This window comes from Actinoplanes aureus (genome assembly GCF_015704865.1).
GTDB classification, from domain to species: domain Bacteria; phylum Actinomycetota; class Actinomycetes; order Mycobacteriales; family Micromonosporaceae; genus Actinoplanes; species Actinoplanes aureus.
Genome location: NZ_JADQTO010000015.1, coordinates 23,888 through 48,946 on the forward strand (window position 1 = coordinate 23,888; position 25,059 = coordinate 48,946).

At 71.9% G+C, this 25,059-nt stretch carries 28 protein-coding genes; 17 read left to right on the forward strand and 11 right to left on the reverse strand.

Going from position 1 to position 25,059, the window contains the following annotated elements; genetic code table 11:
- Positions 1 to 22 precede the first annotated feature (22 nt).
- The 5 genes from I4J89_RS49930 (at position 23) to I4J89_RS28540 (ending at position 3,392) form a co-directional block, all read left to right on the forward strand.
- Positions 23 to 361 (forward strand): alpha/beta fold hydrolase, encoded by a 339-nt coding sequence (locus tag I4J89_RS49930; protein WP_230859765.1) that lies wholly within the window; start codon positions 23 to 25, stop codon positions 359 to 361.
- Positions 358 to 1,215, forward strand: coding sequence for an RNA polymerase sigma factor SigJ (sigJ, locus tag I4J89_RS28525; protein ID WP_196417188.1), 858 nt, complete (start codon positions 358 to 360; stop codon positions 1,213 to 1,215). Before I4J89_RS49930 ends, sigJ begins: the two co-directional genes overlap by 4 nt.
- Positions 1,212 to 1,841: a dihydrofolate reductase family protein gene (locus tag I4J89_RS28530; RefSeq protein ID WP_230859766.1), complete on the forward strand. Its 630-nt coding sequence runs from the start codon at positions 1,212 to 1,214 to the stop codon at positions 1,839 to 1,841. Before sigJ ends, I4J89_RS28530 begins: the two co-directional genes overlap by 4 nt.
- Before the next feature lie 47 nt (positions 1,842 to 1,888).
- Positions 1,889 to 2,881 carry an AraC family transcriptional regulator gene (locus tag I4J89_RS28535; RefSeq protein ID WP_196417189.1) on the forward strand — a complete coding sequence of 331 codons (993 nt, stop codon included), beginning with the start codon at positions 1,889 to 1,891 and terminating at the stop codon, positions 2,879 to 2,881.
- Positions 2,882 to 3,002: 121 nt separating this feature from the next.
- Positions 3,003 to 3,392 carry an STAS domain-containing protein gene (locus I4J89_RS28540; RefSeq protein WP_196417190.1) on the forward strand — a complete coding sequence of 130 codons (390 nt, stop codon included), beginning with the start codon at positions 3,003 to 3,005 and terminating at the stop codon, positions 3,390 to 3,392.
- A 123-nt stretch (positions 3,393 to 3,515) separates the two neighbouring features.
- Here the strand turns inward: I4J89_RS28540 and I4J89_RS28545 are convergent, their stop codons facing one another.
- Positions 3,516 to 4,694 carry a lycopene cyclase family protein gene (locus tag I4J89_RS28545; protein WP_309238514.1) on the reverse strand — a complete coding sequence of 393 codons (1,179 nt, stop codon included), beginning with the start codon at positions 4,692 to 4,694 and terminating at the stop codon, positions 3,516 to 3,518.
- Between the two features lie 51 nt (positions 4,695 to 4,745).
- Here I4J89_RS28545 and I4J89_RS28550 point away from each other — a divergent pair, with 51 nt between their 5' ends.
- Complete coding sequence (locus I4J89_RS28550; protein ID WP_196417192.1) at positions 4,746 to 6,794, forward strand: S9 family peptidase; 2,049 nt, start codon at positions 4,746 to 4,748, stop codon at positions 6,792 to 6,794.
- 1,065 nt (positions 6,795 to 7,859) lie between these two features.
- On the opposite strand, the gene I4J89_RS28555 is transcribed toward I4J89_RS28550, so the two are convergent.
- The 3 genes from I4J89_RS28555 to I4J89_RS28565 form a co-directional block, all read right to left on the reverse strand.
- On the reverse strand, positions 7,860 to 8,399 hold the full coding sequence (locus tag I4J89_RS28555) for a dihydrofolate reductase family protein (RefSeq protein ID WP_196417193.1): 540 nt from the start codon (positions 8,397 to 8,399) through the stop codon (positions 7,860 to 7,862).
- A gap of 67 nt (positions 8,400 to 8,466) precedes the next feature.
- A complete protein-coding gene (locus I4J89_RS28560) occupies positions 8,467 to 8,811 on the reverse strand; it encodes a PDGLE domain-containing protein (RefSeq protein WP_196417194.1) in 345 nt (114 codons plus the stop codon).
- Positions 8,808 to 9,518, reverse strand: coding sequence for an energy-coupling factor ABC transporter permease (locus I4J89_RS28565; RefSeq protein ID WP_196417195.1), 711 nt, complete (start codon positions 9,516 to 9,518; stop codon positions 8,808 to 8,810). Before I4J89_RS28565 ends, I4J89_RS28560 begins: the two co-directional genes overlap by 4 nt.
- Before the next feature lie 138 nt (positions 9,519 to 9,656).
- On the opposite strand from I4J89_RS28565, the gene I4J89_RS28570 reads away from it, so the two are divergent.
- Positions 9,657 to 10,895, forward strand: a complete 1,239-nt coding sequence (locus I4J89_RS28570; protein WP_196417196.1) for a CobW family GTP-binding protein — start codon at positions 9,657 to 9,659, stop codon at positions 10,893 to 10,895.
- Here I4J89_RS28570 and I4J89_RS28575 read toward each other — a convergent pair.
- Together I4J89_RS28575 and I4J89_RS28580 are read right to left on the reverse strand one after the other, a co-directional pair.
- On the reverse strand, positions 10,879 to 11,760 hold the full coding sequence (locus I4J89_RS28575) for an NAD(P)-dependent oxidoreductase (RefSeq protein WP_196417197.1): 882 nt from the start codon (positions 11,758 to 11,760) through the stop codon (positions 10,879 to 10,881). The two genes, I4J89_RS28570 and I4J89_RS28575, sit on opposite strands and share 17 nt — an antisense overlap.
- Positions 11,757 to 12,602, reverse strand: coding sequence for an NAD(P)-dependent oxidoreductase (locus tag I4J89_RS28580; protein WP_196417198.1), 846 nt, complete (start codon positions 12,600 to 12,602; stop codon positions 11,757 to 11,759). Before I4J89_RS28580 ends, I4J89_RS28575 begins: the two co-directional genes overlap by 4 nt.
- A gap of 75 nt (positions 12,603 to 12,677) precedes the next feature.
- On the opposite strand from I4J89_RS28580, the gene I4J89_RS28585 reads away from it, so the two are divergent.
- Positions 12,678 to 13,040: a winged helix-turn-helix transcriptional regulator gene (locus tag I4J89_RS28585; protein WP_196417199.1), complete on the forward strand. Its 363-nt coding sequence runs from the start codon at positions 12,678 to 12,680 to the stop codon at positions 13,038 to 13,040.
- On the opposite strand, the gene I4J89_RS28590 is transcribed toward I4J89_RS28585, so the two are convergent.
- Together I4J89_RS28590 and I4J89_RS28595 are read right to left on the reverse strand one after the other, a co-directional pair.
- A complete protein-coding gene (locus I4J89_RS28590; RefSeq protein ID WP_196417200.1) occupies positions 13,030 to 14,211 on the reverse strand; it encodes a zinc-dependent alcohol dehydrogenase in 1,182 nt (393 codons plus the stop codon). The genes I4J89_RS28585 and I4J89_RS28590 overlap by 11 nt on opposite strands.
- A gap of 28 nt (positions 14,212 to 14,239) precedes the next feature.
- The gene (locus I4J89_RS28595; protein ID WP_196417201.1) at positions 14,240 to 15,442 is read right to left on the reverse strand and encodes an ROK family protein; all 1,203 of its coding nucleotides are present in this window, start codon (positions 15,440 to 15,442) and stop codon (positions 14,240 to 14,242) included.
- Positions 15,443 to 15,553: 111 nt separating this feature from the next.
- Between I4J89_RS28595 and I4J89_RS28600 the strand changes: the two genes are divergently transcribed.
- Genes I4J89_RS28600 through I4J89_RS28630 form a run of 8 tightly spaced genes read left to right on the forward strand, consistent with a single transcriptional unit; the run spans position 15,554 to position 21,876 of the window.
- Complete coding sequence (locus I4J89_RS28600) at positions 15,554 to 16,561, forward strand: substrate-binding domain-containing protein (RefSeq protein WP_196417202.1); 1,008 nt, start codon at positions 15,554 to 15,556, stop codon at positions 16,559 to 16,561.
- A gap of 3 nt (positions 16,562 to 16,564) precedes the next feature.
- On the forward strand, positions 16,565 to 16,813 hold the full coding sequence (locus I4J89_RS49935) for a hypothetical protein (protein WP_230859767.1): 249 nt from the start codon (positions 16,565 to 16,567) through the stop codon (positions 16,811 to 16,813).
- Positions 16,813 to 17,529 carry an ABC transporter permease gene (locus tag I4J89_RS28605; protein WP_230859788.1) on the forward strand — a complete coding sequence of 239 codons (717 nt, stop codon included), beginning with the start codon at positions 16,813 to 16,815 and terminating at the stop codon, positions 17,527 to 17,529. Before I4J89_RS49935 ends, I4J89_RS28605 begins: the two co-directional genes overlap by 1 nt.
- Positions 17,526 to 18,260 (forward strand): ATP-binding cassette domain-containing protein, encoded by a 735-nt coding sequence (locus I4J89_RS28610; RefSeq protein WP_196417203.1) that lies wholly within the window; start codon positions 17,526 to 17,528, stop codon positions 18,258 to 18,260. The genes I4J89_RS28605 and I4J89_RS28610 overlap by 4 nt, the downstream gene beginning before the upstream one ends.
- Entirely contained in the window at positions 18,253 to 19,119 is an 867-nt protein-coding gene (locus I4J89_RS28615) for a sugar phosphate isomerase/epimerase family protein (protein WP_196417204.1), read from the forward strand. Before I4J89_RS28610 ends, I4J89_RS28615 begins: the two co-directional genes overlap by 8 nt.
- A complete protein-coding gene (locus I4J89_RS28620) occupies positions 19,116 to 19,748 on the forward strand; it encodes a nucleoside/nucleotide kinase family protein (RefSeq protein WP_196417205.1) in 633 nt (210 codons plus the stop codon). The genes I4J89_RS28615 and I4J89_RS28620 overlap by 4 nt, the downstream gene beginning before the upstream one ends.
- Positions 19,749 to 19,781: 33 nt before the next feature.
- On the forward strand, positions 19,782 to 20,339 hold the full coding sequence (locus I4J89_RS49940) for an ATP-binding protein (protein WP_196417206.1): 558 nt from the start codon (positions 19,782 to 19,784) through the stop codon (positions 20,337 to 20,339).
- Between the two features lie 40 nt (positions 20,340 to 20,379).
- On the forward strand, positions 20,380 to 21,876 hold the full coding sequence (locus I4J89_RS28630; protein WP_196417207.1) for an FAD-dependent oxidoreductase: 1,497 nt from the start codon (positions 20,380 to 20,382) through the stop codon (positions 21,874 to 21,876).
- A gap of 9 nt (positions 21,877 to 21,885) precedes the next feature.
- Here I4J89_RS28630 and I4J89_RS28635 read toward each other — a convergent pair whose 3' ends face one another.
- Positions 21,886 to 22,284 carry a ChaB family protein gene (locus I4J89_RS28635; protein ID WP_196417208.1) on the reverse strand — a complete coding sequence of 133 codons (399 nt, stop codon included), beginning with the start codon at positions 22,282 to 22,284 and terminating at the stop codon, positions 21,886 to 21,888.
- Between the two features lie 48 nt (positions 22,285 to 22,332).
- Complete coding sequence (locus I4J89_RS28640) at positions 22,333 to 23,094, reverse strand: hypothetical protein (RefSeq protein ID WP_230859768.1); 762 nt, start codon at positions 23,092 to 23,094, stop codon at positions 22,333 to 22,335.
- A gap of 17 nt (positions 23,095 to 23,111) precedes the next feature.
- On the opposite strand from I4J89_RS28640, the gene I4J89_RS51615 reads away from it, so the two are divergent.
- Complete coding sequence (locus tag I4J89_RS51615; protein WP_196417209.1) at positions 23,112 to 24,413, forward strand: CoA transferase; 1,302 nt, start codon at positions 23,112 to 23,114, stop codon at positions 24,411 to 24,413.
- A gap of 12 nt (positions 24,414 to 24,425) precedes the next feature.
- Here the strand turns inward: I4J89_RS51615 and I4J89_RS28650 are convergent, their stop codons facing one another.
- On the reverse strand, positions 24,426 to 25,040 hold the full coding sequence (locus tag I4J89_RS28650) for a winged helix-turn-helix transcriptional regulator (protein WP_196417210.1): 615 nt from the start codon (positions 25,038 to 25,040) through the stop codon (positions 24,426 to 24,428).
- Positions 25,041 to 25,059 lie beyond the last annotated feature (19 nt).

Genomic DNA, 25,059 nt, shown 5'->3' on the forward strand with positions numbered 1-25,059 from the left:
CACCCCGGCAGCTGGCCGAGCCGTGGCCGGCGCCCTGGACTGCGCACGGCCCGGCCGGCTCAGCCCGGCGCAGGCCCGGCACAACATCACCGCCATGGGCCGGTGCGCGGGCTTCCTGCCCACCTTCCGGGCCGTTCGATTTCTCCGGTACGAGCGGACCTGCGAACCGACCGCCCCGGTGACCGTCGCGTTCGGGGCCGCCGACCGGATCCTGCTGCGCCGGCAGTCCCGGTTCACCGATCAGCTGCCGCCGCACACTCGCCATCTCATGATGCCCGGCGCCGGGCACGTGCCGATGACCGACGCCCCTGACCTGATCGCCCGGACCGTCCTGGCGACGACCGGCGTAGCGGCACGATGACCGACCTCGCCCTCGCCTACGCGGCGGCGCGCAGCCGGCTGGTCCGCGTGGCGTACGCCATCCTCGGATCGATGTCCGAAGCCGAGGACGTCGTCTCCGAGTGCTGGTTCAAGCTGATCCGCGCGGACCGGGTCGACGACGTCGAGGCCTGGGCCACCGTGGTCGTCGCCCGGAGCGCGATGGACGTGCTGCGGTCCGCCCGGGTACGCCGCGAGACCTACCCCGGCCCGTGGCTCCCCGAACCGGCCCCGGCTCCGCTGGTGGACCCCGCCGACCGGATCACCCTGGACGAGTCGGTGAGCTTCGCACTGCTCGTCGTGCTGGAGTCGCTCACCCCGGCCGAACGCACGGCCTGGGTGCTGCACGATCTGTTCGGCATGACGTTCGCGCAGGTGGCAGCCGTCGTCGGCCGCAGTCCGGCGGCGGTCCGCCAGCTCGCCGCCCGCGCCCGCCGGCACGTCGGCGCGGGCACACCGCGGATCGGCGTCGACCGGCGGCACCACCGGCAGGTCGTCGAACGCTTCCTGGCCGCCGCGGCCGGCGGCCGGCTGGCCGACCTCGTCGCGATCCTCGACCCGGACGCTGTGCTGACCACCGACGGTGGCGGCCGCGGCAACTCCGCACGGCGGCCGGTGCACGGCGCCGAGCGGGTCGCCCGCTTCGTGCTCGGGCTGCTGGCGAAAGCCGATCCGGACGAGGTCCGCAGGCCGGTCGCGGTCAATGGGGTGCTCGGGATGGCGGTTCTCGACGAGCGGGGCACGGTCGACACCGTCATCTCGTTCACGGTTGCCGGCGACCTGATCCATCGGGTCGACTTCATCCGTGCCCCGGAGAAGTTGCGGCTCTTCCGATGACCGCGACTCTCCAGAACCACGACGACGAGGAGCCAACCATGTCGGTGTCCGTGCTTTACATGTCGATGTCGCTCGACGGCTACATCGCGGGACCGAACGACGGTCCGGGCAATCCCGGCGGCGACGGCTTCGCGCCGCTGCACGCGTGGTTCCACGGGCCGGACGGGGAGTTCCGCCGGCCCGCCGGAGCGGCCGGGGAACTGTACGACGCGGCGTTCGCGACCGGCGCCGTGCTCGTCGGGAGGCGCACCGCCGAGCAGGTCGACCACTGGGGCGGCGATCACCACGGCCGGGGCGTACCGATCTTCGTGCCCAGTCACCGGCCGCCCGGCCCCACGGTGGCGAACTACCCTCTCGTCACCTACGTGACCGACGGTATCGCCGCCGCGATGGCCCGGGCCAAGGCCGCCGCCGGGGACCGTGAGGTGCTGGTACACGGCGGATACACCGCCCAGCGGGCGCTCGACGCCGGCGTTCTGGACGAGCTGCAGATCCACCAGATCCCGGTGCTGTTCGGTGCCGGCCGGCGGCTCTTCGACGGGCTGGCGACCCGCGTCGAGCTGGACGTCATCCGGGTGATCGACACACCGGAGGCCACCCACCTGCGCTACCGGGTCCGCCGCTGATCCGCCTCCGGTTGCCGGGGTGCGGCCGACCAGCGACGATGAGCGCGATGGACCCGTACCCAGGTCAGACCCGGCCGGCCCTCTCGGTGCGGACCCGCGATCCCGACGAGGCACGCGCGGTCTGCGGTGAGCACCTGTACCCGCGATCGATGCGGCTGCTCGAACCGGGCGCCAGCCTGGACGCCCGGTTCGGGTTCCTGCATCTCGGATCGCTGACCGTGGCCGACGTCCGGTACGGGGCCGCGGTGGCCGGAGTGACCGGGTCGCTGGACAGCTACCACCTCAACGTGGCGCAGGCCGGCCGGTTCTGGGCGTGTCAGGGCGGCCGCCCGATCAGTGGCGGTCCGGGCCGTTCCGCCGTGTACCAGCCGGACGGCGAGACCGAACTGCACTACGCCAGTGCCGACTGTCACCTGCTCGCCGTCAAGGTGGACCGGCTGGCGCTGGAAGCCCATCTGGGCGCGGTACTCGGCCGCGACGTCCACGACACGGTCCGGTTGTCGGGTCAGATAGAGGCCGAGGGTGCCGCCGGGCGTACCGTCACCGGTCTGGTGCGCTTCCTGGCGGCGGAGATCGGCAACGCCGGCAGCATGTTCTACGAGCCCATCGTGGCGGCACCGCTGGAGGAGGCGCTGCTGACCGCGCTGCTCATGGCCACCGACCACCAGTACCGCGACCTGCTGCGGGTCCGGGCGCCGTGGCGGCACGCGCCGCGCAGCATCCTGCCCGCGGTGGACGCCATCCACGGCGAGCCCCGGCGGGCGTACACCGCCGCGGCGCTCGCCGGCATCGCCGGCATCAGCCCGGGCCAGCTGCGGCTGGAGTTCCAGCGGCAGTTCGGGATGGCGCCGATGGCGTACGTCCGGGAGGTGCGGCTGGTGGCCGCCCGCGCCGACCTCCTCCTCGCCGACCCGAACCACACGTCCGTGTCCGCCGTCGCCCGCCGCTGGGGCTTCTCGCGCCCGGCCGGGTTCACCGCCCGCTACCAGGCACGTTTCCACGAGTCGCCGGCCGCGGCGCTGCGGCACGAAGGCGCTTGACGATCGCCGCGGAAATGCGGAGCGCTAACCGGATAGCCCACGCGCACAACAGCTAGCACAGCATGACGATGCGCCTACCCTGTGCGAACGGGGTCACTTGACGCGCGACTGTGGAGAGCGGATGGGAAGGCACGTGAGCGACACCGGCTTCGAGAGCTACCTGTTGGCCTACGCACGCCTGGACGAGGCCGACGCGGCCACCGTCGTGGCCACCGCCAGCGCGGGTCACCTGACCATCGCCGTCTCCGGCTGCGTCGACGTGCAGGCCTGTTCCACGGTCACCCAGCGGCTGTGCGAGCTCATCGGCGGCTCCGACCACCGGCACGTGGTGCTCGACCTGTCCGGGGTGGAGTTCTGCGACTGCGCCGGGGTGCGGGCGCTGCTGGCCGTACAGGAGCAGGCCACCGGCGCCGGTGTCACCTGCACGGTCCAGGGCGTCCGGCCGCACGTGCGCTGGCTGCTCGAGTTCACCGGTGCGGCCCCGATGCTCGGTCTCACCCGCCCGGGGTGATGCGCCCGGCCGGCCCCGCGCGGCAGCCTGAGCCGATGGGCTACCTGATGTGGGGACTGATTCTTCCGGTACTGCTGATCGTGGCCGGCTGGATCACCATCCGGCGCCGCCGGCGCTGATCCGCTACCCGCGCAACCGGGCGAACAGGTCGCCGGCGGCCGCCCAGGTCATCGGCAGCAGCGGGGTGGAGGCCATCAGCGCCACCTCCTCGGCCGGGGAGGTGAGGCCGTCGAGGAAGCGCAGCACCCGCTCCGGCGGGTTGCGGGTGAACAGGCGCTCGAAGAAGGCGGGGGCCGCGACCAGGCCACGATCCCAGGCACGCAGGGCGACCGCGTCCATCCACATATGCCTCCGGGGGTACGCCGGAGCCGGCACCGGGTCCGAGCCGGCGAGGACCGCACCGGCGATCTGCTCGGCCTGCCGCCGCATCGCCGAGAAGGTGTACCCGGTCGACGGCCGGGTCGCTCCGCCCGCGGTACCCAGCCGCACCACCCGCGGCGACGGCCGCTGGGCGAACGGGGCGTCGGTCATCGGGATGGCGCCGTCCTCGACCTTCTCGACGACGAGATCCGGAAGACGCAGAAGCTTCAGGTACGACCGCAGCGCCGTCTCGTAGCCGGCGTCATCGAGACGCGCCGGCGAGAACTCGGTGTACTCGATCAGCGCGGACCGCGGCCCGGTCGGCAGCACGTAGCCGAAGGACACCCCACGGGCGGGCTGCGGGGTGCGGAAGTCCATCAGGATCGCCGAGCCCGGGTCGAAGACGTCCGCCTCGGCACGCACCCACCAGCCGCGGAAGTGTTGCAGCCAGAACGTGCGCCCGGGACGCTCCGGGGCGGCGGGGCGGGAGTCCAGCGCCCACTTCGCGCGTACGATCGCGGCGCCGTCTCCGTCACGCACCGTGACTTCCGTGCCATCGTCGTCGAGCGCGGCCGCGCTCGCGCTGATGCCCCGGACGCCCAGCCTGGCCGCGGCCTCCCCGGCACGCTGAAAGATGGGCCCGGACTGCACCATGGCGTACCGCATCGGGCCGAGGTCCAGCCGCCGGGCACCGCCCGGGCCGTAGAGATCGACCCGGGGCCAGGCGGCGTCCAGGATCGGGTCGAGATCGTCGCGCGGCCCGGTCCAGAACGCCCAGGTGCGGTGATGGCCGTGGGTGACGTCGGGGTCCACCGTGGCGATCCGCAGCCCGCCCACCCCACGCCGATCCAGCGCGCTGAGCAGCAACGACGTGGCGCCGCCATATCCGATCAGGGCAAGGTCGACGTCCACCGCGCAAGTATGACGGCCGCGGCCCGCCACGGCGCGTCGAGCCCTTTCCCTCGCACCCGGGCATGCGGAAGGGTGGGCGGCATGACTTCGTCGATTCCGGGGCTCGTCGCCCGCACCCAGGGATTCACGCTCGGTCTCGCTCACCACGTCACCGTCTCGCCGGACGGTTCGCGGGTGCTCTTCCTGCGCACGCGCGGTGGCGAGGACCCGGTGGGCAACCTCTGGGCGTACGAGGTCGCGACCGGCCAGGAACGGCTGCTCGTCGACGCGGCGGTGCTGGGCGGTGACGCCGCCGCCCCGCTCTCCGAACGGGAGAAGGCGCGGCGTGAGCGCGCCCGGGACCGGTCGGCCGGCATCGGCTCCTACGCCACCGACGCGGACGTACGCACGGCCGTCTTCACCATCGGCGGCCGGCTGTACGCCGTCGACGTGGCCAGCGCCGAAGTGACCGACCTGGACGCCGCGGAACCGGCGGCCGCGGCGCGGATCGACCCCACCGGGCGGACCGTCGCCTACGTCCGCGACGCCGAACTGCGGGTGATCGGGCGCGACGGCAAGGACGACCGCCCCCTGGCCGGCCCGGACCACCCCGAGGTGACCTGGGGCCTGCCGGAACACGAGGCCTCCGAGTCGATGGACCGCTTCGACGGCTTCTGGTGGGCGCCGGACGGCCGTAGCCTGGTCGCCGCCCGGGTGGACAACTCGCCGGTGCGGGTCTGGTACATCAGCGACCCGGCCCACCCGGAGCGGCCGCCGACCGCGCTGCGCTACCCGGCCGCGGGCACCCCGAACGCGGACGTGAGCCTGCACGTCCTGGGCCTGGACGGCAGCCGCACGCCGATCGAGTGGGACCGGGCGGCCTTCGAGTACGTGACCCGGGTGGTCTGGGACGCGTACGGACTCCTCGTCGTCGTGCAGAACCGGCCGCAGACCGTGATGCGGATCCTCACCGCCGACCCGTCGACCGGGCGGACCACCGTGCTGCGCGAGGACACCGACCCGGACTGGACCACGATCGTTCAGGGCGTACCCGCCCACACCGTCTCCGGCGCCCTGCTGTGGACGGTCGACGACGGCGACACCCGGCGCCTCACCGCCGACGGCCTCCCGGTCACCCCGCCGGGCCTGCAGATGGAGGAACTGCTCTCCGTCGACGGCGACACCGTGTTGTTCGCCGGCCGCCAGGAACCCGCCGAACGCCACCTGTGGACCTGGTCCGCCGCCGAGGGCCCGGTCCGGATCACCCACACGCCCGGGCTGCACAGCGGGCGCCGCGCGGGCGGACTCACCGTCGTCGACGCCCGGACCCCGGAGGACGAGACGGTCACCGTACGCGGGCACCGCCTGCGCGGATTCGCCACCACACCGCCGATCCGCCCGATCGTCCAGTTGCTCAAGCTCGGCGAACGCGAGTTGCGTACCGCGGTGCTCTTCCCGACCGGCCACGAGCCCGGCGCGGCCCGGCTCCCGGTGCTGATGGACCCGTACGGCGGCTCCGCCGCACAGCGCGCCGTCGCCGCCCGCTCCCGCTACTGGGCCTCTCAGTGGTTCGCCGACCAGGGTTTCGCGGTGCTGGTCGCGGACGGCCGCGGCACGCCCGGCCGCGGCCCCCGCTGGGAACGCGCCCGCGGCGCCGACCACGCCACCCCGCGCCTGCAGGACCAGGTCGACGCCCTGCACGCCGCCGCCGACCGCTTCAGCGACCTGGACCTGGAGCACGTCGGCATCCGCGGCTGGTCCGCCGGCGGCTACCTGGCGGCCCTGGCGGTCCTGCGCCGCCCCGACGTCTTCCACGCCGCCATAGCCGGCGCGCCGGTCACCGACATGCTGCTGTACAGCTCACACTGGCAGGAACGCACCCGCGGCCTCCCGGCCGACAACCCCGACGGCTACGCCGCCGGCTCCCTGATCACGGACGCCCCCAACCTGCGGCGTCCGCTGCTGCTGATCCACGGCCTGCTCGACGACAACGTGCTGCCCGTACACACCATGAAACTCTCCGCCGCCCTGCTGGCCGCCGGCCGCCCGCACACCGTCCTCCCCCTACCCGGAGCCACCCACCAGGGCGGCACCGTCGAGCGGTTGTGGGAGTTCGAACTCGCCTTCCTCCGCCAATCCCTAGCCACCTGACCCCATCTCCGGCCCGAGATCCCTTTGCCGAGCCCGCCGGACCGCATCTCGCGGTCAGCCCTCACCCTCAGCTGCCCGCGATCCGGTGGCCGAGGTTTGCTTACCGGTCCCGCTCCCTCGAGGTACGCGTGACCGGCCGTTCCCGCAGGAACGGCTCCGTCCCCGCTCTCCCCACGCGAGCAGGCCGCAAGTCGCGGCACCAGCGCGGCCGCCGGGAAACGGCACGGGCGAACACGACTGCGGCGAGCCCGCGCTCCGCCGGCTGGCTCCTCGCGGCCGATCACGAACCGTCAGGCGCCTTGGCCGAGCACGACCGGCAGGCGGCCGCAGGTCCAGCCCGCTGAGCCGAACGAGCCAGCTCGCCGATCCCACATGCTGAACTCGCGGCCCACCCCCAGGTCTACAGAGCCTTCGTGGTCAGGGTCTTGTCCCGCCCAACGTGAGCGTTGTCTTGAGGCCGTTGAGACAGCCTTTGAGCGCGGGCCAAGCAAGATCACCGCTTGGGAACTCTGACTACGGAAGCCCTCGAGGACAGCTTTCGTGGTCGGGGTCCAGGTGGTGATCTTGTCCGGCCCACACTCAACGCTGTCTCAACGGCCTCAAGACAACGCTCACGTTGGGCCCGAGAAAACCCGGCCGGCGGGCCCTGACCGCGAAGGCCCTCCAGCTGGCGCGGGGGCGCACGCCACCCGGCGCCCGTAGCGGGCCTGCGTGACGGCTGGGCGGGCCGAGCCGTCGGTGACGCGCGCTACCCGGCGCCCGTAGCGGGCCTGCGTGACGGCTGGGCGGGCCGGGCTGGCGCTGAGGCACGTTGTGCGCCTGGCTCGCGTGCGTCGGCTACGGCTCGGCTCGCCTGGCCGGCGCCGGCGATCGGCGCCGGCGCGGTGCGGTGCGGTGTGCCGCGAGTGGGCGCTTGGCCGGCCGGCGTGCCGGCGTGCGTGCCTGCGTGCCTGGGCCCGGCGGTCGCGGTGGGGCCGGGCGCAGGCGGCCGGCTCGCGCGGGAGAGCGGGGACGGTCCGAATTGGCGTGACGGCGTGTGCGCGTACCTCGAGAATGTCAGCGCCGTCAGGTGCGGACGCCGTAGGTGGCTAGGACGGCGCCCGAAGGGGTGCCTTTGACCTGGGTGAGGGTCAGGCGGCGGGTGGGGTCGCCGTCGGCGAACAGTTTGCGGCCGACGCCCAGCAGGGTGGGTGAGATGACCAGCTGGAGTTCGTCGACCAGGTCGGCGGCCAGCAGGGTACGGGCCAGCTGGATGCTGCCGTGGATGCCGATGTCGGCGCCGGGCTGGGTTTTCAGGTTGCGGACGAACCGCTCGGCCGGCGTCTCGACGACTGTCGTGCCGGGCCAGGGTACGTCCGGTTCGGTCGCGGTGAAGACGTATTTGGGGACGCTGTTGATGAAGTCGGCGAAGGGCTGTACATCCGCGGTCGGCCAGTGCGGTGCCCACTCGTCGTAGGTGCGGCGGCCGAGGAGCACCGCGTCCTGGGTGCCGATGACCCGGGCCAGGTTGGCGTCCATCGCCTCGTCCCAGTCGAACACGTATCTGTCCGGGGATTCCGCGACGCCGTCGGCCGACAGCAGCGCGTAGAGCACGACCTTGCGCATGGGATCTCCTCCTCGATCAAGTCAGCTGAGGTAGGACTGATCCGCATGCGCGAAGTCATCGGTTCGTTCAGGACACCTTGTCGCGACGCCGGACCAGCCAGAACAGGCCGCCGCCGAGGGCGAAGGTGAGCGCGACGCCGAGGATGCCGGAGAGGCCGGTCGACAGGTACTCGTTGTCGATGCCGCGGATGCCGTAGTCGGCGAGCGGGCTGTCGCCGAGCTGGTGGGCGGCTTCCTGCTGGGCCATGCAGGTGCCGCCGGTGATCTCGTCGTCGGCGTTGAAGGTGCAGCCCTCGCGGGCCGCGTAGTCCAGGCCGTCGGGGCTGCCCGAGGCGAAGCTGGACACCACCCCGGCCAGCAGCGCCGCGACGAGCAGGCCGGCCGCGATGAACCATCCCAGTCGCTTGCTCACGCGGTCACTCCCTCGGGCTTCTTGTGGACGGCGGGCCGGGTGGTGCGGTAGCGGCGCAGGGCGTAGACCAGGTCCGGGCGTACCCGCGCGACGGTAACCACGGTGGTGGCGGCGATCAGGCCCTCGCCGATGCCGATCAGCACGTGCACACCGGCCATGGTTCCGGCGATCCCGGCCAGGGACAGCTCGGTGGTGCCGCCCAGCGCGTACTGCCCGACGAAGCCCATCGCGGCGACCACCACGCCGATGACCGAGGCGATCAGGGCGGTGGCGCCGAGCCCGGCCGGGCTCTTCGGCAGGATCCGCAGCAGGGCGGCGACCAGCAGGTACGCCACCGCGGTGCCGAGGATCGCCATGTTGAAGACGTTCAGCCCGATGGCGGTCAGGCCACCGTCGGCGAAGAGCAGGCACTGCACGATCAGCACGGTCGCCACACACAGCGCGCCGACCCACGGACCGACCAGGATCACGGCCAGGGTGCCGCCGAGCAGGTGGCCGGAGACGCCGGGCAGAACCTGGAAGTTGAGCATCTGCACGGCGAAGATGAACGCCGCGACCAGCCCCGCCATCGGCGCCAGCCGATCGTCCAGGTCGGCGCGGGCCTTGCTCACGCAGACCGCGAGCGCGATCGCCGAGACGGCGAGAAAAAGGACCGAGACCGGTCCGTTGATGATGCCGTTGGCGATGTGCATCGATTGCACATCCATACGCCCTCCCCGGGTGGCGGGAGCCGTTGCTCCTCTACCCGGGAGCATAGGAGAACGGTTGGCTATTGCAAATATGTGGCAGGTAACACCACCCGTGGCGCGCTTTACAATGAAAATCGTTTCCAACAAGATAGGAGGGTGAGTACGAACCCGATCACTCCCGTCCTGTCCGCGCCCGTGGACCACCGGCCGGCGGTCACCGTGCTGTCCGGCTTCTCCCCCGGCGCGGTCCAGGCCGCCGCCCGGGCCCTGCTGATCGCGGACGAGGACCTGCTCGCGGTACGCCACGACATCGGCGCCATCCGCGACGGCGTCGTGCACCGCACGGTCGAGTCCGCCACGGCGGTGCTGGAGCAGGTGGCCGTCGAACTCAGGCACGGCTGCGTCTCCTGCACGCTGCGCGAGGACGTCCTGCCGACGCTGGTACGGCTGGCCCGTACCCGGCCCGGCACCGACCTCCTGCTGGTCCTGCCGCCGACGCTCGAACCCGAGGCGGTCGCCGCCGCGTGCGCGCACTGCCTGGTGGACGGCGCACCGGTGACCGCGGCGGTGCGCTTCGACTCGTACGTGACGGTGGTCGACGCCGACCGGTTCCTCGGCGACCTGGCCAGCACCGACGACCTGCGGCACCGCGACCTGCACGCCGCCGAGGACGATCACCGGGCGGTCGCCACGGTGGTCGCGCACCAGGTCGAGTTCTGCGACACGGTGATCCTCTGGAACCGGCCCGCCACCGACCGGCGCGAGACGCACCGGCTGGGCGCCCTGGTGAGCCGGCTCGCCCCGTGGGCGGTCCAGGTGCTCGTGGGGCCGTCACCGACGCTGGACTGCACCGCGCTCGCCGCCGGCGTACGGCGTACCGGCCGGCACGACCCGGAACGGCCGGGCATGCTGGGCCGCGCCCTGGAAGGCCGGCAGATCGCCGTGCACGCCCCCGACGCCGGGGACGGCGTCGGCTCGGTACTGTTCCGGACCCGCCGCCCGTTCCACCCGGTACGCCTGCACGGCGCCCTGGAGAAGCTGGCCGAGCACGCACTGCGCGGGCGTGGCCAGCTCTGGATCGCCAGCCGGCCGGACGAGGTGATCGCCTTCGAGAGTGCCGGCGGCAGTGCCAGCCTGGGCAGCCTCGGTCACTGGCTGGCGGCGCTGCCGGTCGACCGCTGGACCGAGACCAGCGACCAGCGCCGGCTGGCCGCCGATCTCGACTGGGACCCCTACTACGGCGACCGGCAGACCGCCCTGGCCTTCATCGGCCTGCACCTCGACCACACCTGGATCACCGGGTTACTGGACGCCTGCCTGCTGACCTACGACGAGCTCGCCGACGGGTTCGACGCGTGGCGGGAGCTGCCCGACCCGTTCACCGGCCAGCTCTGATCACCTCGTAGAGGGCGGTCCAGTTGCGCGTCCCGTGACCGGCGGCGATCGCCCGGTCGTAGTGCGACTTGACCGCCGCCGGCAGCTCCCGGTCCACGCCGGCCTTCTCGCTGGTACGCAGGATGTGGTCGGCGGTGGCACCCATCATGAAGGCCGTACTGAGGTCGCCGGGGTGCTTGCCGGCGTCCAGCTCGGCGGCGAGCTCGGCGCCGCTGCCGACCATCGCCGGGATGTCGGTGATGGTCCGCATCGCGTCCGGCAGGAAGTCGGCGGCCGGGACGCCGGCCGCCGTCACCAGGGCCGTGGCGTGCAGCAGCGCCGACAGCGAGGTGAGGAACACGTCCAGGTGCGCCTGGTAGAACAGCTGGGCCAGGCCCGGATCGGCACCGAGGTACCGGGTGTCGCCGATCAGTCGCAACGCCGGCTCGTGCGCGGCGAACACCTCCCCCGGTCCGCTGTAGTAGACGTACGCCCCGGGGTTGCCGACCGCCGGAGCCGGCACCATGATGCCGCCGGTGAGGAAGCGCGCGCCGTGGCCGGCCGCCCAGCGGGCCGCCTCGCGGGACGCGTCGGGGGTGTCCGAGCTGAGATTGACCAGATCCCGGCCGACGAGGAAGCTCGACGGGTCGTCGCCGAGGATGGCGTACATCGCCTCGTAGTCGGTGAGGCTGAGGATGGTCAGCGCACTCGCGGTGACCGCGTCCGCCGGGGTGGCCGCCCGGGTGGCACCGGCTCTGACCAGGCCGTCGGCGCGTCCGGGCGTACGGTTCCACACGGTGACCGGATGGCCGGCCCGCAGCAGGGCGGTGGCCATGGCCTGGCCCATCGGGCCGAGGCCGATCACGCTGACGGGCTGGTGGCTCATCGGGTGCTCCTCAGTTCCTCGAAGATGCGGGCGGTGCCGAGGTCGCCGTGACCGGCGTCGATCTGGCGCCGGACCAGGTCGTGCACCGGCCGGAGCACCTCGGTGGAGACGCCCTGGCCGGTGGTGGCGCGCAGCAGGGCGGACAGGGCGGCGTCGGTGAACCGCAGGCTCTGCTGCCCGGGACCGGCGTAGTCGCCGCTGTCGATGGTGGCGGCGTACTCCAGCAGGCCGCCGGTCATGGCGGCGAGGAACGGCGCCTGCCGCTGAGCGAACTCGGTCGCCGGGACGCCCTCGGCGGCGAGCATGGCCGCGCCGTGCATGAAGCCGGCGAACATGGTGTACATGCCGGTGAGCATCGCCATGTCGTAGAGGGAGGCCAGGCCGGCGTCGGCACCGAAGAAGGTGCTCTCGCCCCACCGGTCGAGCAGGTCACGGTGCTCGGTGAAGACGCTTTCCGAGCCGCTGTAGAAGATCGCAGCGCCGGGCTTGCCGATCATTTCCGGTACGGCCAGGATCGCGCCGTCCAGGAAGGCGATCCCGTGGCCGTCCGCCCAGGCGGCGAGCTCGCGGGACTCGTCGGGTGTCGTGGTGGTCAGGTTGATCACGGTACGGCCGGTGAGGTCGGCGGCGACCGGGTCGAGGACCTGGTGGACCGAGTGGTGGTCGAAGAGGCAGACGATGATCGGGCCGTCGGCGATGATCGCCTTCTCGACGGTGCCGGCGACGGCGGCGTGCTCGCTGAAGGGCCGTGCTCGGCGCGGATCGCGGTTCCAGACGACCGCGGGCCGGACGGCACCGGCGAGGGCCGAGCCCATCGCGCCCAGGCCAAGAAAGATTGACATGCCCTCATGGTTCGCGAGTACCGTCGGGGCGGACAAGTACCCACTAATTAGTGCGGTACTCACCTGGAGGTAAGTATGGGCAGGCGTGGGCCGTACATCTGCGGTATCGACGCGGGGATGGACGTGGTGGCCGGCAAGTGGAAGTCGCTGATCCTCTGGGAGCTGAACAACTACGGCACCCGGCGCTTCGGTGAGCTGCGGCGGGGACTGCCCGGGGTGAGCGAGAAGATGCTCGTCCAGCAGCTGCGCGAGATGGAGGAGGACGGGCTGGTCCATCGCGAGATCTACCGCGAGGTGCCGCCCCGGGTGGAGTACTCACTGACTCCGGACGGCACCTCCCTCAACGAGGCCCTCGGCGCGCTCGGCACCTGGGGTCAGCAGCGGGTCGAGCGCCTGGCCGCCGAGGGCATCCTCGTCGAGGTGTCGCCTACGGCTTGAGCACCACCTTGATGCAGCCGTCCTGCTTGTGCTTGAAGATCTCGTAGGCGTGCGGCGCGTCTTCCAGCGGCAGCCGGTGGGTGACCAGGTCGTCCACGCCGAGCGGGTCGTCCGAGCCGGTCAGCAGCGGCATGATGTCGTCGACCCAGCGCTTGACGTGGGCCTGCCCCATCCGCAGGGTCACACCCTTGTCGAACAGGTCCATCATCGGCATCGGGTCGGCGTTCCCGCCGTACACCCCGATGATCGACACCGTGCCGGCCCGGCGGACGGCGGCGAAGGCCGTGGTGAGCGCGGCCATCCGGTCGATGCCGACGGTCTCGACCGCCTTGCGGGCGAGCGCGTCCGGCAGCATGCCGGCCGCCTTGACCGCGGCCGCCTGGACCGGCGAGCCGTGCGCCTCCATGCCGACCGACTCGATCACACTGTCGGCGCCCCGGCCGGAGGTCAGGTCCAGCACCGCGGCGGGTACGTCCACGTCGGAGTCGTTCAGCACCTCGATCCCGTTGCGGCGGGCCATCTCCAGGCGTTCCGGCACGCTGTCCGAGGCGATCACCCGGCCGGCACCGAGGTGGCGGGCGATGCGCGCGCTCATCTGGCCGATCGGGCCCAGACCGGTGACGAAGACGGTGTCACCGGGCTGGATGTCGGCGTACTTGGCGGCCTGCCAGGAGGTGGTCAGCACGTCGGAGAGGAACAGGTACCGCTCGTCCGGGTGGTGGTCGGGCACCTTGATCGGGCCGAACTGGGCCTGCGGCACCCGCAGGAACTGGGCCTGGCCGCCGGGCACCTGGCCGTACAGCTTGGTGTATCCGAACAGCGACGCGCCCTTGCCCTGCTCGGTGTTCTGGGTGGTCTCGCACTGGGCGTAGTAGCCGCGACTGCACATCCAGCAGTGCCCGCAGGAGATGTTGAACGGGATCACCACCCGGTCACCGGGCTTGATGTGGGTGACCTCGGCGCCGACCTCCTCGACGACGCCCATCGGTTCGTGACCGAGGATGTCGCCCTGGTCGAGGTACATCCCGAGGACGTCGTACAGGTGCAGGTCGGAGCCGCAGATCGCGGTCGAGGTGATCCGGACGATCGCGTCCGTGGGTTCCTGTATCCGGGGATCCGGCACCGTCTCGACGGAGACCTTCGCGGTGCCCTGCCATGTCAAAGCTCGCATGTATGGTGCATGCCCACCAGAGGGCCGCTCAATCTCGCCGCGCGATCAGCCCCTCGACGCGGTGGGCGGCGAAGATGCTGTCGGCCAGCAGCAGGGCCATGCCGACCAGGCCGGAGCGGGGTCCGAGGGCGGTGGCGGCGATGCTCAGCTTGCGGGTGGCGAGCGGCAGCGAGCGCCGGTAGACCATCTCGCGGATGCCGGCGAAGAGTTGCTCCTCGATCTGCGCCAGCTGCCCGCCGATCACCACGACGCCGGGGTTGAGCAGGCTGACCGCGTCGGCGATGGCGTGGCCGAGGATGCGCCCGGCGCGGCGGGCCAGACGTACGGCGGTGACGTCACCGGTGCGGATCAGCGCGAGCGCCTCCTGGACGGTGGACACCGGGCGGCCGGCCGCGTTCAGGTCACGGACCAGGGCCCAGCCGCCCGCGTACGCCTCCACGCACCCGGTGTTGCCGCACCGGCAGACCGGCTCGTTGTCGGTGTCGTCGACGGTGAGCTGGATGTGCCCGATGTCGCCGGCCGCACCGTCGGCGCCCCGGAACACCTCGCCGTCGATGATCATGCCGGCGCCCACTCCGGTGCCCACCTTGACCATGAGCAGCTGCCGCACCTCGGGATAGAGGCTGCGATGCTCCCCCACGGCCATGGCGTTGACGTCCTTGTCGACCAGCACCGGGCAGTCGTAGCGGCCGGCGAACCAGGCGCGGATGTCGTAGCGGTCCCAGCCGCTCATGATCGGCGGGCTGACCACCTGGCCGCGGTCGAAGTCGACCGGGCCGGGCACGTCGATGCCGATGCCGTGCACGTCGGCCGCGGCGCGCCCGGCCTCGGCGAGCAGTGCCCGGAACGCCTCGTCGACCACGCTGAGGACGATGTCCGGTCCGGTGGCCACGTCGAGGGACTGCTCGTGCTCCTGGCGGACCTCGCCGCGCAGGTTGCACAGGGCGGTCCGCATGCCGGTGGCGCCGATGTCGGCGACCAGCAGGACCCCGCGCTCGCTGTTGAAGGCGAACCGGCTGGCCGGGCGGCCGCCGGTGGGCGCGCCCTCGCCGCTGGGCACGACGAGCGCGGCGGCGAGCAGCGCGTCGAGGCGCTGGTTGACGGTCGAGCGGGACAGGCCGGTCAGCGCCATGACGTCGGCACGGGTCAGCGTCGGCTCGGTCCGGAACAGCTGCAGCACGTCGCCGAGACCGGCGGTGGCAACGGCGAGGGGCGGCGCGGGGGTGGGCACGCCGCGATCCTATTACGTTCACTCACTAAACGAAAGCCGTCCATCTTTTGCTTGACAGCCGTCAGAAGTACGGCGTTCAATCGACGAAACCCCCACGGAAGGACCCCTCCCATGCCACGCACCGCGTTTCGGGGCGTCGCCGCCGTCGCCGCCTTGACATTGATCTCCGCGTGCAGCTCCACCGACGAAGGCACCTCCGGCACCGCCAAGGTCGCCGCGGTCATCAAGGGCCTCGACAACCCGTTCTTCCAGACCATGGAGAGCGGCATCACCGACCAGGCCAAGGCGTCCGGAACCGAAGTCACCGTGCAGGCCGCCAACTCGATCACCGACACCACCGGGCAGGCAGACAAGCTGACCGGGCTTGCCGGGCAGGACTACGGCTGCTACATCATCAACCCGATCACCGGCACCAACCTGATCCAGGGCATGGCCCAGCTCGCCGCGCAGAAGAAGACCATCGTCAACATCGACAGCCCGGTGGACGCCGCTGCCGCGAAGGCCGCCAACGCGACGCCGGCCACGTACATCGGCACCAACAACGTCTCGGCCGGGCAGAAGGCCGGCGAGCAGATGATCACCCTGCTACCGGACGGCGGCAAGGTGGCCGCCGTCGGTGGCATCGCCGGCGACGTCACCTCCGGCGCGCGCATCGAGGGCTTCACCCAGGCGACCACCGGCAAGCTGACCCTGGTGCAGACCGTCGCGGCGAACTGGGAGCGGCAGGAAGCCCTCACCCAGGCCACCAACATCCTGCGCGCCCAGCCGGACCTCGAGGGCTTCTTCGTGGCCAACGACGACATGGGCCTCGGCGTGTCCCGCGCGGTCGCCACCGCCGGCAAGACCGGACAGGTCAAGGTGATCAGCGTCGACGGGATCAAGGACGCCCTGGAAGCCGTCAAGGCCGGGCAGCTGGACGCCACCGTGGCGCAGTATCCGTACGCGATCGGGCAGATGGGCATGGAGGCCTGCCAGGCCGCCGCCAAGGGCGCGACCCTGCCGGCCAACGTGGAAGCGCCGGTCGAGGTGGTCACCGCGGAGAACGCCGAGAAGGCCCTGGCGGCGACCCCGAAGCCGTTCGGCGAGTACGCCGACCCGTTCAAGTCGCTCGTGGGCTGAGCCGTGACCGCCACAGCCGTTCTCCCCCACAAGAAGACGAACCGGCTCACCGACCTCGGCTTCTGGGCCGAGTGGGCCGCCGCCGTCGGCCTCGTCCTGCTGGTCGTCGTCTTCCAGATCCTCAACCCGACGTTCCTCAGCTCCGGCAACGTCGCCTCGATGCTGGTCGCCGCCGCCATCCTGATCGTCCTGGCGGTGGGACAGACGTTCGTCGGGCCACCGGGGGCATCGACCTGTCCGTCGCGTCCGTGATGACCCTCGGTGCGGTGGTGTTCGGTCAGGCGTACACCCTCGGGTGGGGCCTGGTGGCCTCCTGCCTGGCCGCGGTCGTCGCGGCCGGCGCCGCCGGCGTGCTCAACGGGGTGATCATCGCGAAGGGCCGGATCACCGACTTCATCGTCACCCTCGGCATGCTGTCGGCGGCCTCCGGCGCCGCGCTGATCCTGGCCGACGGCAAGCCTGTCACCATCGTCGACACCTTCCTGCTCAAGCTCGCCACCGGCGGGATCGGCATCTTCGGCTGGCCGGTGATCATCGCCGCGGTGATCGCGGTGGCCGCGCACGGCCTGCTGTTCTGGACCCGGTTCGGCACCCACGTGCTGGCCACCGGCGGATCCGCCGAGGCGGCCACCGCGACCGGCATCAGCACCGCCCGGGTGAAGATCGCCGTCTACACGATCGCCGGGCTGCTCGCCGGGGTCGGCGCCATCCTGCTGGTCGCCCGGGTCGGTGCCGCCGAACCGGCGTCCAACACATCGTTCCTGCTCAACTCGGTCGCCGCGGTCGTGCTCGGCGGGGTCAGCCTGCTCGGCGGGCGGGCCACCATCCTCGGCCCGGTGATCGGCGCGCTGCTGCTCACCGCCCTCACCAACGGGCTCACCCTGCTTGGTGTCTCGCAGTTCTACCAGCCGCTCGCCGTCGGCGTGGTCGTCGTCCTGGCCGCTCTACTCACGAGGTTCCAGAAATGATCAACGTTGACAACGTCTCGCTGTCCTTCGGCAGCGTCCGCGCCCTGGTCGACGTCTCGCTGGAGATCAAAGCCGGCGAGATCACGGCGCTGGTCGGCGACAACGGCGCCGGCAAGTCCACCCTGGTCCGGTGCATCAGCGGCATCCACCGGCAGCACGCCGGCACCATCTCGATGGACGGTAAGCCGCTGCACTTCAAGTCGCCGGAGGACGCCCGCGAGGCCGGGATCGAGACGGTGCACCAGAACCTCGCCCTGGTCGAGGACCTGACCGTCTGGCAGAACCTGTTCCTCAACCGGGAACTCGTGCACCGCCTCGGGCCGCTGGCCGTCCTGAACAAGCGGGGCATGCAGAAGCAGGCCCGCGAGATGGTCGCCACGCTCGCGGTGAACGTCCCGGCGGTACGCAACCGGGTCCGGCGGCTCTCCGGCGGGCAGCGGCAGGCCGTCGCCATCTGCCGCGCGGCCGGGTTCAGCTCCCGGCTGGTGATCATGGACGAGCCGACCGCGGCGCTCGGCGTGCAGGAGACCGCCCGGGTCGAGGAGCTGATCCTGCGGCTGCGCGACGAAGGGCACGCCGTACTGCTGATCAGCCACAACTTCGCGCAGGTCATGCGCCTGTCCAACCACGTGTGGGTGATGCGCGCCGGCCGCTGCGTCGGCGGGCGCCGCACCGAGGCCACCAGCGGCGAGGAGATCGTCGCCCTCATCACCGGAGCCCTGAATGCCTGACAACCCGATCGGCGTGCACGCCCTCGTCTGGACCGGCGACACCTCCCCCGAGTCCGTCCAGCACGCCGTCACCGAGACCCGGGCGGCCGGCTTCGACCTGCTCGAACTCTCCCTGCACGACTCCCTCAACCTGGACGTCCCGGCGGCCCGGAGAGCACTCGACGCCGTCGGCCTCCAGGTCGCCTGCTCACGCGGGCTGGCCTTCGACGCCGACGTGTCCAGCGAGGACCCGGCCGTGGTGAAGAGAGGCGAGCAGCTGCTGCACGACTCGCTCGCCATCACCCACGGGCTCGGCGGCACTCACTTCACCGGCGCGCTCTACAGCGCGCTCGGCAAGTACCCGGCGCCGCTCACCGAGGGCGGGCGGCGCAACGTGGTCACCGTCCTCGCGCAGCTGGCCAAGGAGGCGCGCGGCCGCGGCATGACGCTGGGCCTGGAGATCTGCAACCGGTACGAGACGAACGTCGTCAACACCGCACACGACGCACTGCGGCTCGCCGACGACATCGGCGAGGACAACGTGCTGATCCACCTGGACACGTACCACATGAACATCGAGGAGGACGACTTCGTGCGGCCGGTGCACGAGGTCGGCGACCGGCTCGGCTACGTGCACATCGGCGAGAACCACCGTGGCTACCTCGGCTCCGGGCACCTGGACTTCACGTCGTTCTTCCACGCCCTGCGCGACATCCGCTACACCGGGCCGGTCACCTTCGAGTCGTTCTCGTCGGCCGTGGTCATGCGGGGCCTCTCCAACGACCTGGCGATCTGGCGCAACCTGTGGACCGACGGGGCGGATCTGGCGCGGCACGCTCACGCGTACATCGCCGGCATGCTCACCTCGCACCCCTCATGAGCGTGACCTTCCAGGATCTGCTGGACCGGGCGGGCCGGCTCGCCGCCGGCGGGCGGCGAGCCGCCCTGGGCATCACCGGCCCGCCCGGCGCCGGCAAGACCACCCTCGCCGAAGCCCTGGTGGGCGCGCTCGGCGCGGACGTCGCGCATGTGCCGATGGACGGCTTCCACCTGGCGGACGCCGAGCTGGACCGGCTCGGCCTGCGGAGGCGCAAGGGCGCGCCGGAAACCTTCGACCCTTGGGGGTACGCCGCGCTGCTGCGCCGCTTCCGGGAGGGCACCGACGAGATCGTGTACGCCCCCGGCTTCGAACGCACCCTGGAACAGCCGATCGCCGGGGCCATCCCGGTGCCGCGGTCCACCCGGCTGGTCGTCAGCGAGGGCAACTACCTGCTGCTGGACGAGCCGCGCTGGACCGCGGTGCGGTCGCTCTTCGACGAGGTCTGGTACGTCGACCTGGACCCGGCCGAACGGATCCGCCGGCTGGTCCGGCGGCACGTGCGCTTCGGCAAGGACCAGGCGGCGGCGGTCGCCTGGGTGGCCGGCACGGACGAGCGCAACGCGTCCCGGGTGGCCGCCACCCGGGACCGGGCCGACCTGATCGTGGTATCCGCCGACCCGTTGGAGTAGGGCACTTCCGCCGAGATCGGGTATGCATGGTGGGTGACGAGCAATCAGGTTGTCGCCGCGCCGGTTCGCCGCGCCCATGCGGCGGTGGCCGAGGCGGTGCGGCTGCAGGCCGACGCCGCCCGAGCGGTCGCCGTCGCACGCGACATCACCACCGAGCTCGCCCGCTACGGTGGCCCGCCGCCCCCGAGCGGTGACGGCCTGACCTTCACACCGCGCCTGTTCACCGCGGCGAACGTGAGCGAGACCCGGCATCTGATCATCGAGGCGGCCGGCGGTTTCGGCCTGGCCGGCGACGCGCTGTCGGACTTCGTCCTGGCCGTCTACGAACTGCTGACCAACGCGGTACGGCACGGCGGCGGGTGGGGACGAGTGGCCCTGCGCCGCGACGGCGATCTGCTGACCTGCGTCACGACCGACTACGGCCCGGGCTTCACCGACGAGCCGGCGGGCGACGACGTACCTCCCCCGGTCATGTCGTTCGGTGGGCGGGGGCTGTTCCTCGCCCGGCAGCTGACGGACAGCATGCAGATCAGCAGCAGCCGCGCCCGGACCGCGGTCACCGTGACGGTGAAGTTGCCCCGGGCGGTCTGACGCCCGTTTGCCGGAATCTCGGGCGGGTAGTCGGCGGGGCATGCTCGAGTCCTACTGGATGGATTCCACGCCGGCGACCGCGTATTCATCGCTCACCGATGAGCTGGAGACCGACGTGGTGGTGGTCGGCGGCGGGATCGCCGGGCTCTCCGCGGCGTGGGAGCTCACCGAGGCCGGGCACCGGGTGGCGCTGCTCGAAGCGGACCGGATCGCGGCCGGCGTCACCGGCTACACCACGGCGAAACTGTCCGCACTGCACACGCTGATCTACGCCCGGGTACGCGACTCGGCCGGCCCGGAGGGCGCGCGGCGGTACGCGCAGTCGCAGCAGCAGGCCGTGGAGCGGGTCGCCGCGCTGTCGTCCCGGCTGGGCATCGACTGTGAGCTGGAACGGGTTCCGGCGTTCACCTACGCGGAGTCGCCGGACGAGCTGGACGCGATCCGGGACGAGGTGGCGGCCGCCGCCGAGGCCGGCCTGCCCGCGTCGCTGGTCGAGGAGACCGGTCTGCCCTTCCCGGTCGCCGGCGCGGTACGGGTGGAGAACCAGGCCCAGTTCCATCCGCGGAAATATCTGCTGGCGCTGGCGGAGGACCTGACCCGGCGCGGCGGGCAGATCTTCGAACGCACGCGGGTGGCCGGCCTTGACGAGGGCCACCCGTGCACGGTGACGACCGAGGCCGGGCACACGGTCACCGCCCGGCAGGTGGTGATCGCCACCCACTACCCGGTCTTCGATCGGGGGCTGTTGTTCGCCCGGATGGAGCCGCGCCGCGAGATCGTGGTGGCCGGGCCGATTCCCGCCGAACTCGATCCGCGCGGCGTCTTCATCACCACGGAGGAGAACACCCGGTCGGTGCGTACGGCGCCGTACCGGGACGGGCAGCGGCTGCTCATCGTCACCGGTGAGCACTTCACGCCGGGCACCGACGGGGTCGTCGAGCACTGGGAGCGGCTCATCGAGTGGACCCGGGACCGATTCCCGGGCACGCCGATCGCGTACCGCTGGGCCACCCAGGACAACACCTCCACCGACCGGGTGCCCTTCATCGGACGGTTCCACCCCGGCGCCGACAACGTGTACGTCGCCACCGGCTTCGGCGGGTGGGGCATGAGCAGCGGCGTGCTCGCCGGCCAGCTGCTCGCCGCGCTGATCAGCGGAACCGAACCGGAGTGGACCGGCCTGTACGACCCGCGCCGCCTCAACCTGGCCCGCGAGGCCGGCTCCATGCTGAAACTCCAGGCGAAGGTCGCCGGGCACTTCGTCGGCGACCGGCTCCGGCCGTCCCACGTCGACTCGGTCGACGACATCGGGCCGGACTCCGGCGCCGTGGTCCGGATCGGTGGACGGCAGTGTGCCGTCTACCGCGACGACGCCGGTACCGTCCACGCCGTATCGGCGCGGTGCACGCACCTGGGCTGCATCGTGCACTTCAACGACGCCGAGAAGGTGTGGGAGTGCCCCTGCCACGGTTCCCGGTTCGGCGTCGACGGCACGGTGATCCAGGGGCCGGCGAACACGCCCCTGGAACGTGCCTGATCCTCTTTACTACTTGCCGCGGGCCTTGCGGGTGCTGCTCGCGTTCGCCTTCTGGATGGCGTCGACCAGCTGCGGCTTGGTCATCTTGGACCGGCCGCTGATGTCCAGCTTCTTCGCCACGTCCATCAGGTGCTGTTTGCTCGCGTTCGCGTCGACGCCGCCCTTGGTCTTGGCCTTCGTGTCCCGGCCGCCTGCCGCTTTCTTGTCGCTGGGGCCCTTCTTGTCCTTCGGCTCCCAGTGATCGCCGACCTTCTCGAACGAGTGCTTCACCGCGGCGAACGCCGTCCGGTGCGCCCGTTCCCCTTCGCCGTACTCCTTGACGGCGGCGTCGTGCGCCTTCACGTACGTCTTCTGCGCCTTCTTCGGCGAGCGCTGGAGCGTGCTCGGCATGTCCTTGCGCGCGGGCATCGCAACCTCCTCGTCATCGCTGTCGCCTGTTCTGTGCCCGCTCATCGCTCACGCCAATCCGAGGACCGTGATCGTCGCGTCGTCCGGGGTGGCGTCCGCCGCCCGCACCCGGCGGATGATCTCGTCCGGGCCGCTCGACCTCAGCACCGACATGACCTCGGGCCAGCCGGCGAGCCGCAGCGGGTCGACGATGCCGGCGGCGCCGTTGCTGAGCAGGGCGGCGCCGGCCAGCCCGGCGATCGGACTGCTTCCGGTGATCGCCTCACCGGCGGCCAGGGGGTCGTCCTTGGCCAGCCAGAAGCCGCCCGGCTGGTTGCGGTGGGCTCGCAGTTCTCGCAGGACGGTTTCCCGGTCGGCGCCGGCTTCCAGGGCAGCCTGGTACGGCGCGGCTATCACCACCTCGCGCGGGTCGGTGACGACCAGTGGCGGGCCGTCGATCCGGTCGAGGACGACGTACGTGTCACCGAGCACCAGATACTCGACGAGGTCACCGCTGCGGCGCAGGATGGCGACGGTGGCGGACGGGCTGATCGGATCGGTCACGGCGCAGGTGTCGCGGTGCTCGCCGGTCACCTGCTCGATGGCCGTGGCGAGCAGCGGGGTGAGGCCGCGTTCCGGTTCCAGGGACAGCAGGCCGAGCAGGGTGGCGCCCAGCCGGGTGGCGTACCAGGCGACGCCGTGCCGGCAGAGCCCTTCCGCACCCGGAATCCCGGCGCCGTCGATCAGCACGGCCGTCCCCGGGACCGCTCCGGTGAAGTCTTGGTTGATGCGGCCGGGCCGGCCCGGGACGCTCGCCATCAAGGTTCGCATCCCGCAAGGATGTACCGGTGAACGTTCTTGGTCTTCCGGAGCCGCAGTTGATCGGCGATCCCCGGCCGGCGGAGCTGTCCTCGCCCCTGGCTGTGGCGGACTGTGCGGTGGCCTCGGTGGCCGCCTGCCTCACCGCCGCCGCGGACCTGACTCACGCACGGACCGGCCGCCGTCCCGAGGTGGTTCTGGACACCGCGCACGTGGCAGCGGCGGTGCGGAGTGAGGTGTGGCTCCGTGATCCCGCGGGAAAGGGGGTCGACGGGTTCGCGCCACTGTCCCGGCTGTGGGCGGCTGAGGACGGCTGGGTGCGTACCCATGCGAACTATCCCTGGCACCGGACCGCCCTGCTGGCCGCCCTCGGGGTGGCCGACGGCCCATCCGTGGAAGCGCGGCTGGCCGCCGCCATCGGCGACCTTCCCCCGGCCGACGTGGAACGCCTGGTCTACGACGCCGGCGGGCTGGCGGTGGCCGCACGCACCCCGGACCGGTGGCAGGCTCCCGCCGGTCCGCTGATCGGAATCGTTCCCGCCGGCTCGGCCCGGCCGATGCCGCCGCCGGGCCCGCTGCCGGCGTCCGGCCTTCGTGTGCTGGACCTGACCAGGGTGATCGCCGGCCCGGTCGGCACCCGGATGCTCGGCGCGCTCGGCGCCGACGTGCTGCGCGTCGACGACCCGAACCGCCCCGAACTGCCGCTGCACGCCCTCGACGGGGTCATCGGCAAGCGAAGCACCGCGTTGGATGCGAGCACCGAAGCCGGCCGCGAGGCACTGCAAAGGCTGGCCGCCGAAGCTGACGTGGTGGTGACCGGCTACCGGCCGGGCGCGCTGCGCCGGTTCGGCCTCGAACCGGATCAGCTCCCCGGCACCATCGTCGCCACCCTCTCGGCCTGGGGAGACACACCCGGCTGGGAGCGGCGGCGCGGCTTCGACAGCCTGGTGCAGATCGCCACCGGCATCGGCTGGGCGGCCGGCGACGGCACCCGCCCCGGCGCGCTGCCGTGCCAGCTGCTCGACCACGCCACCGGCTACCTGCTGGCCGCCGGCGTACTCACCGCGCTGGCCCTGCGGGCCCGCAGCGGCGAGATCTCGCACGTCTCGGTGTCGCTCGCCCGGACCGCGCGGTGGCTGCTGGACCAGGGCATCAACCCCCCATCGGGTACGCGTGACGACCCACCGAACGTCGATGCCTATCGAGTTGGCCTCGGCAACGGGTGGACCGGCATCAGCCCGCCCGGCCGGCTCGACGGCCGGGAGTTGTCCTGGCCTTTCCTGCCGCCGGAGTATGGCCGCGCCACTCCCCGATTCAGCGGCGCCGGCTGATCCTGACCCGCTTCAGCGCACCCGGCTGATCAGCCGCGTCAGGTCTCCCACGGTTTCGGCCCTGCCGTCGGCGATCGCCGATGGCAGGGCGGCCGGGTCCGCGAGCAGCTCGTTCAGCGTCCTGGGGTCGGTGCGGAGCGACCCGTCCGCCCGCTGCGGCTCGCCCGGCTCGACGACGACCTCCCCGCCTTCAGCCCGCACCGTCCAGACCCGATCGTCCAGCTGCACCCGGAACGTGCGCTCGCCGGGGTCGACGGACCCACGCAGATAGAGCAGAACCGAGCTGGCACTGAGCGTGGCGCCCGCCGGAACCGGCACCCGTATCCCCCACCCACCCAGGGCGAGCACGATCGGCTCCAGCTCACGGCCCCACTCGCTCAGCTCATACACATCGGATCCGGCCGGCGGCGGCAACCGACGCCGGCTGATCACTCCTCGCTCCCGCATCTCCCGCAGCCGGTCGGCGACCAGATTGGAACTGGCTCCGGGCAGAGCACGCCGCAGGTCGACGAACCGCTGCGGCCCGAGCAGCAGCTCCCGCACCAGCAGCAACGCCCACCGCTCACCGATCACGTCGAGGGCCCGAGCGATCCCGCAGGCGTCGACATAGGAACGATTAGTAGGCATGGTGCTATATTACAACCAC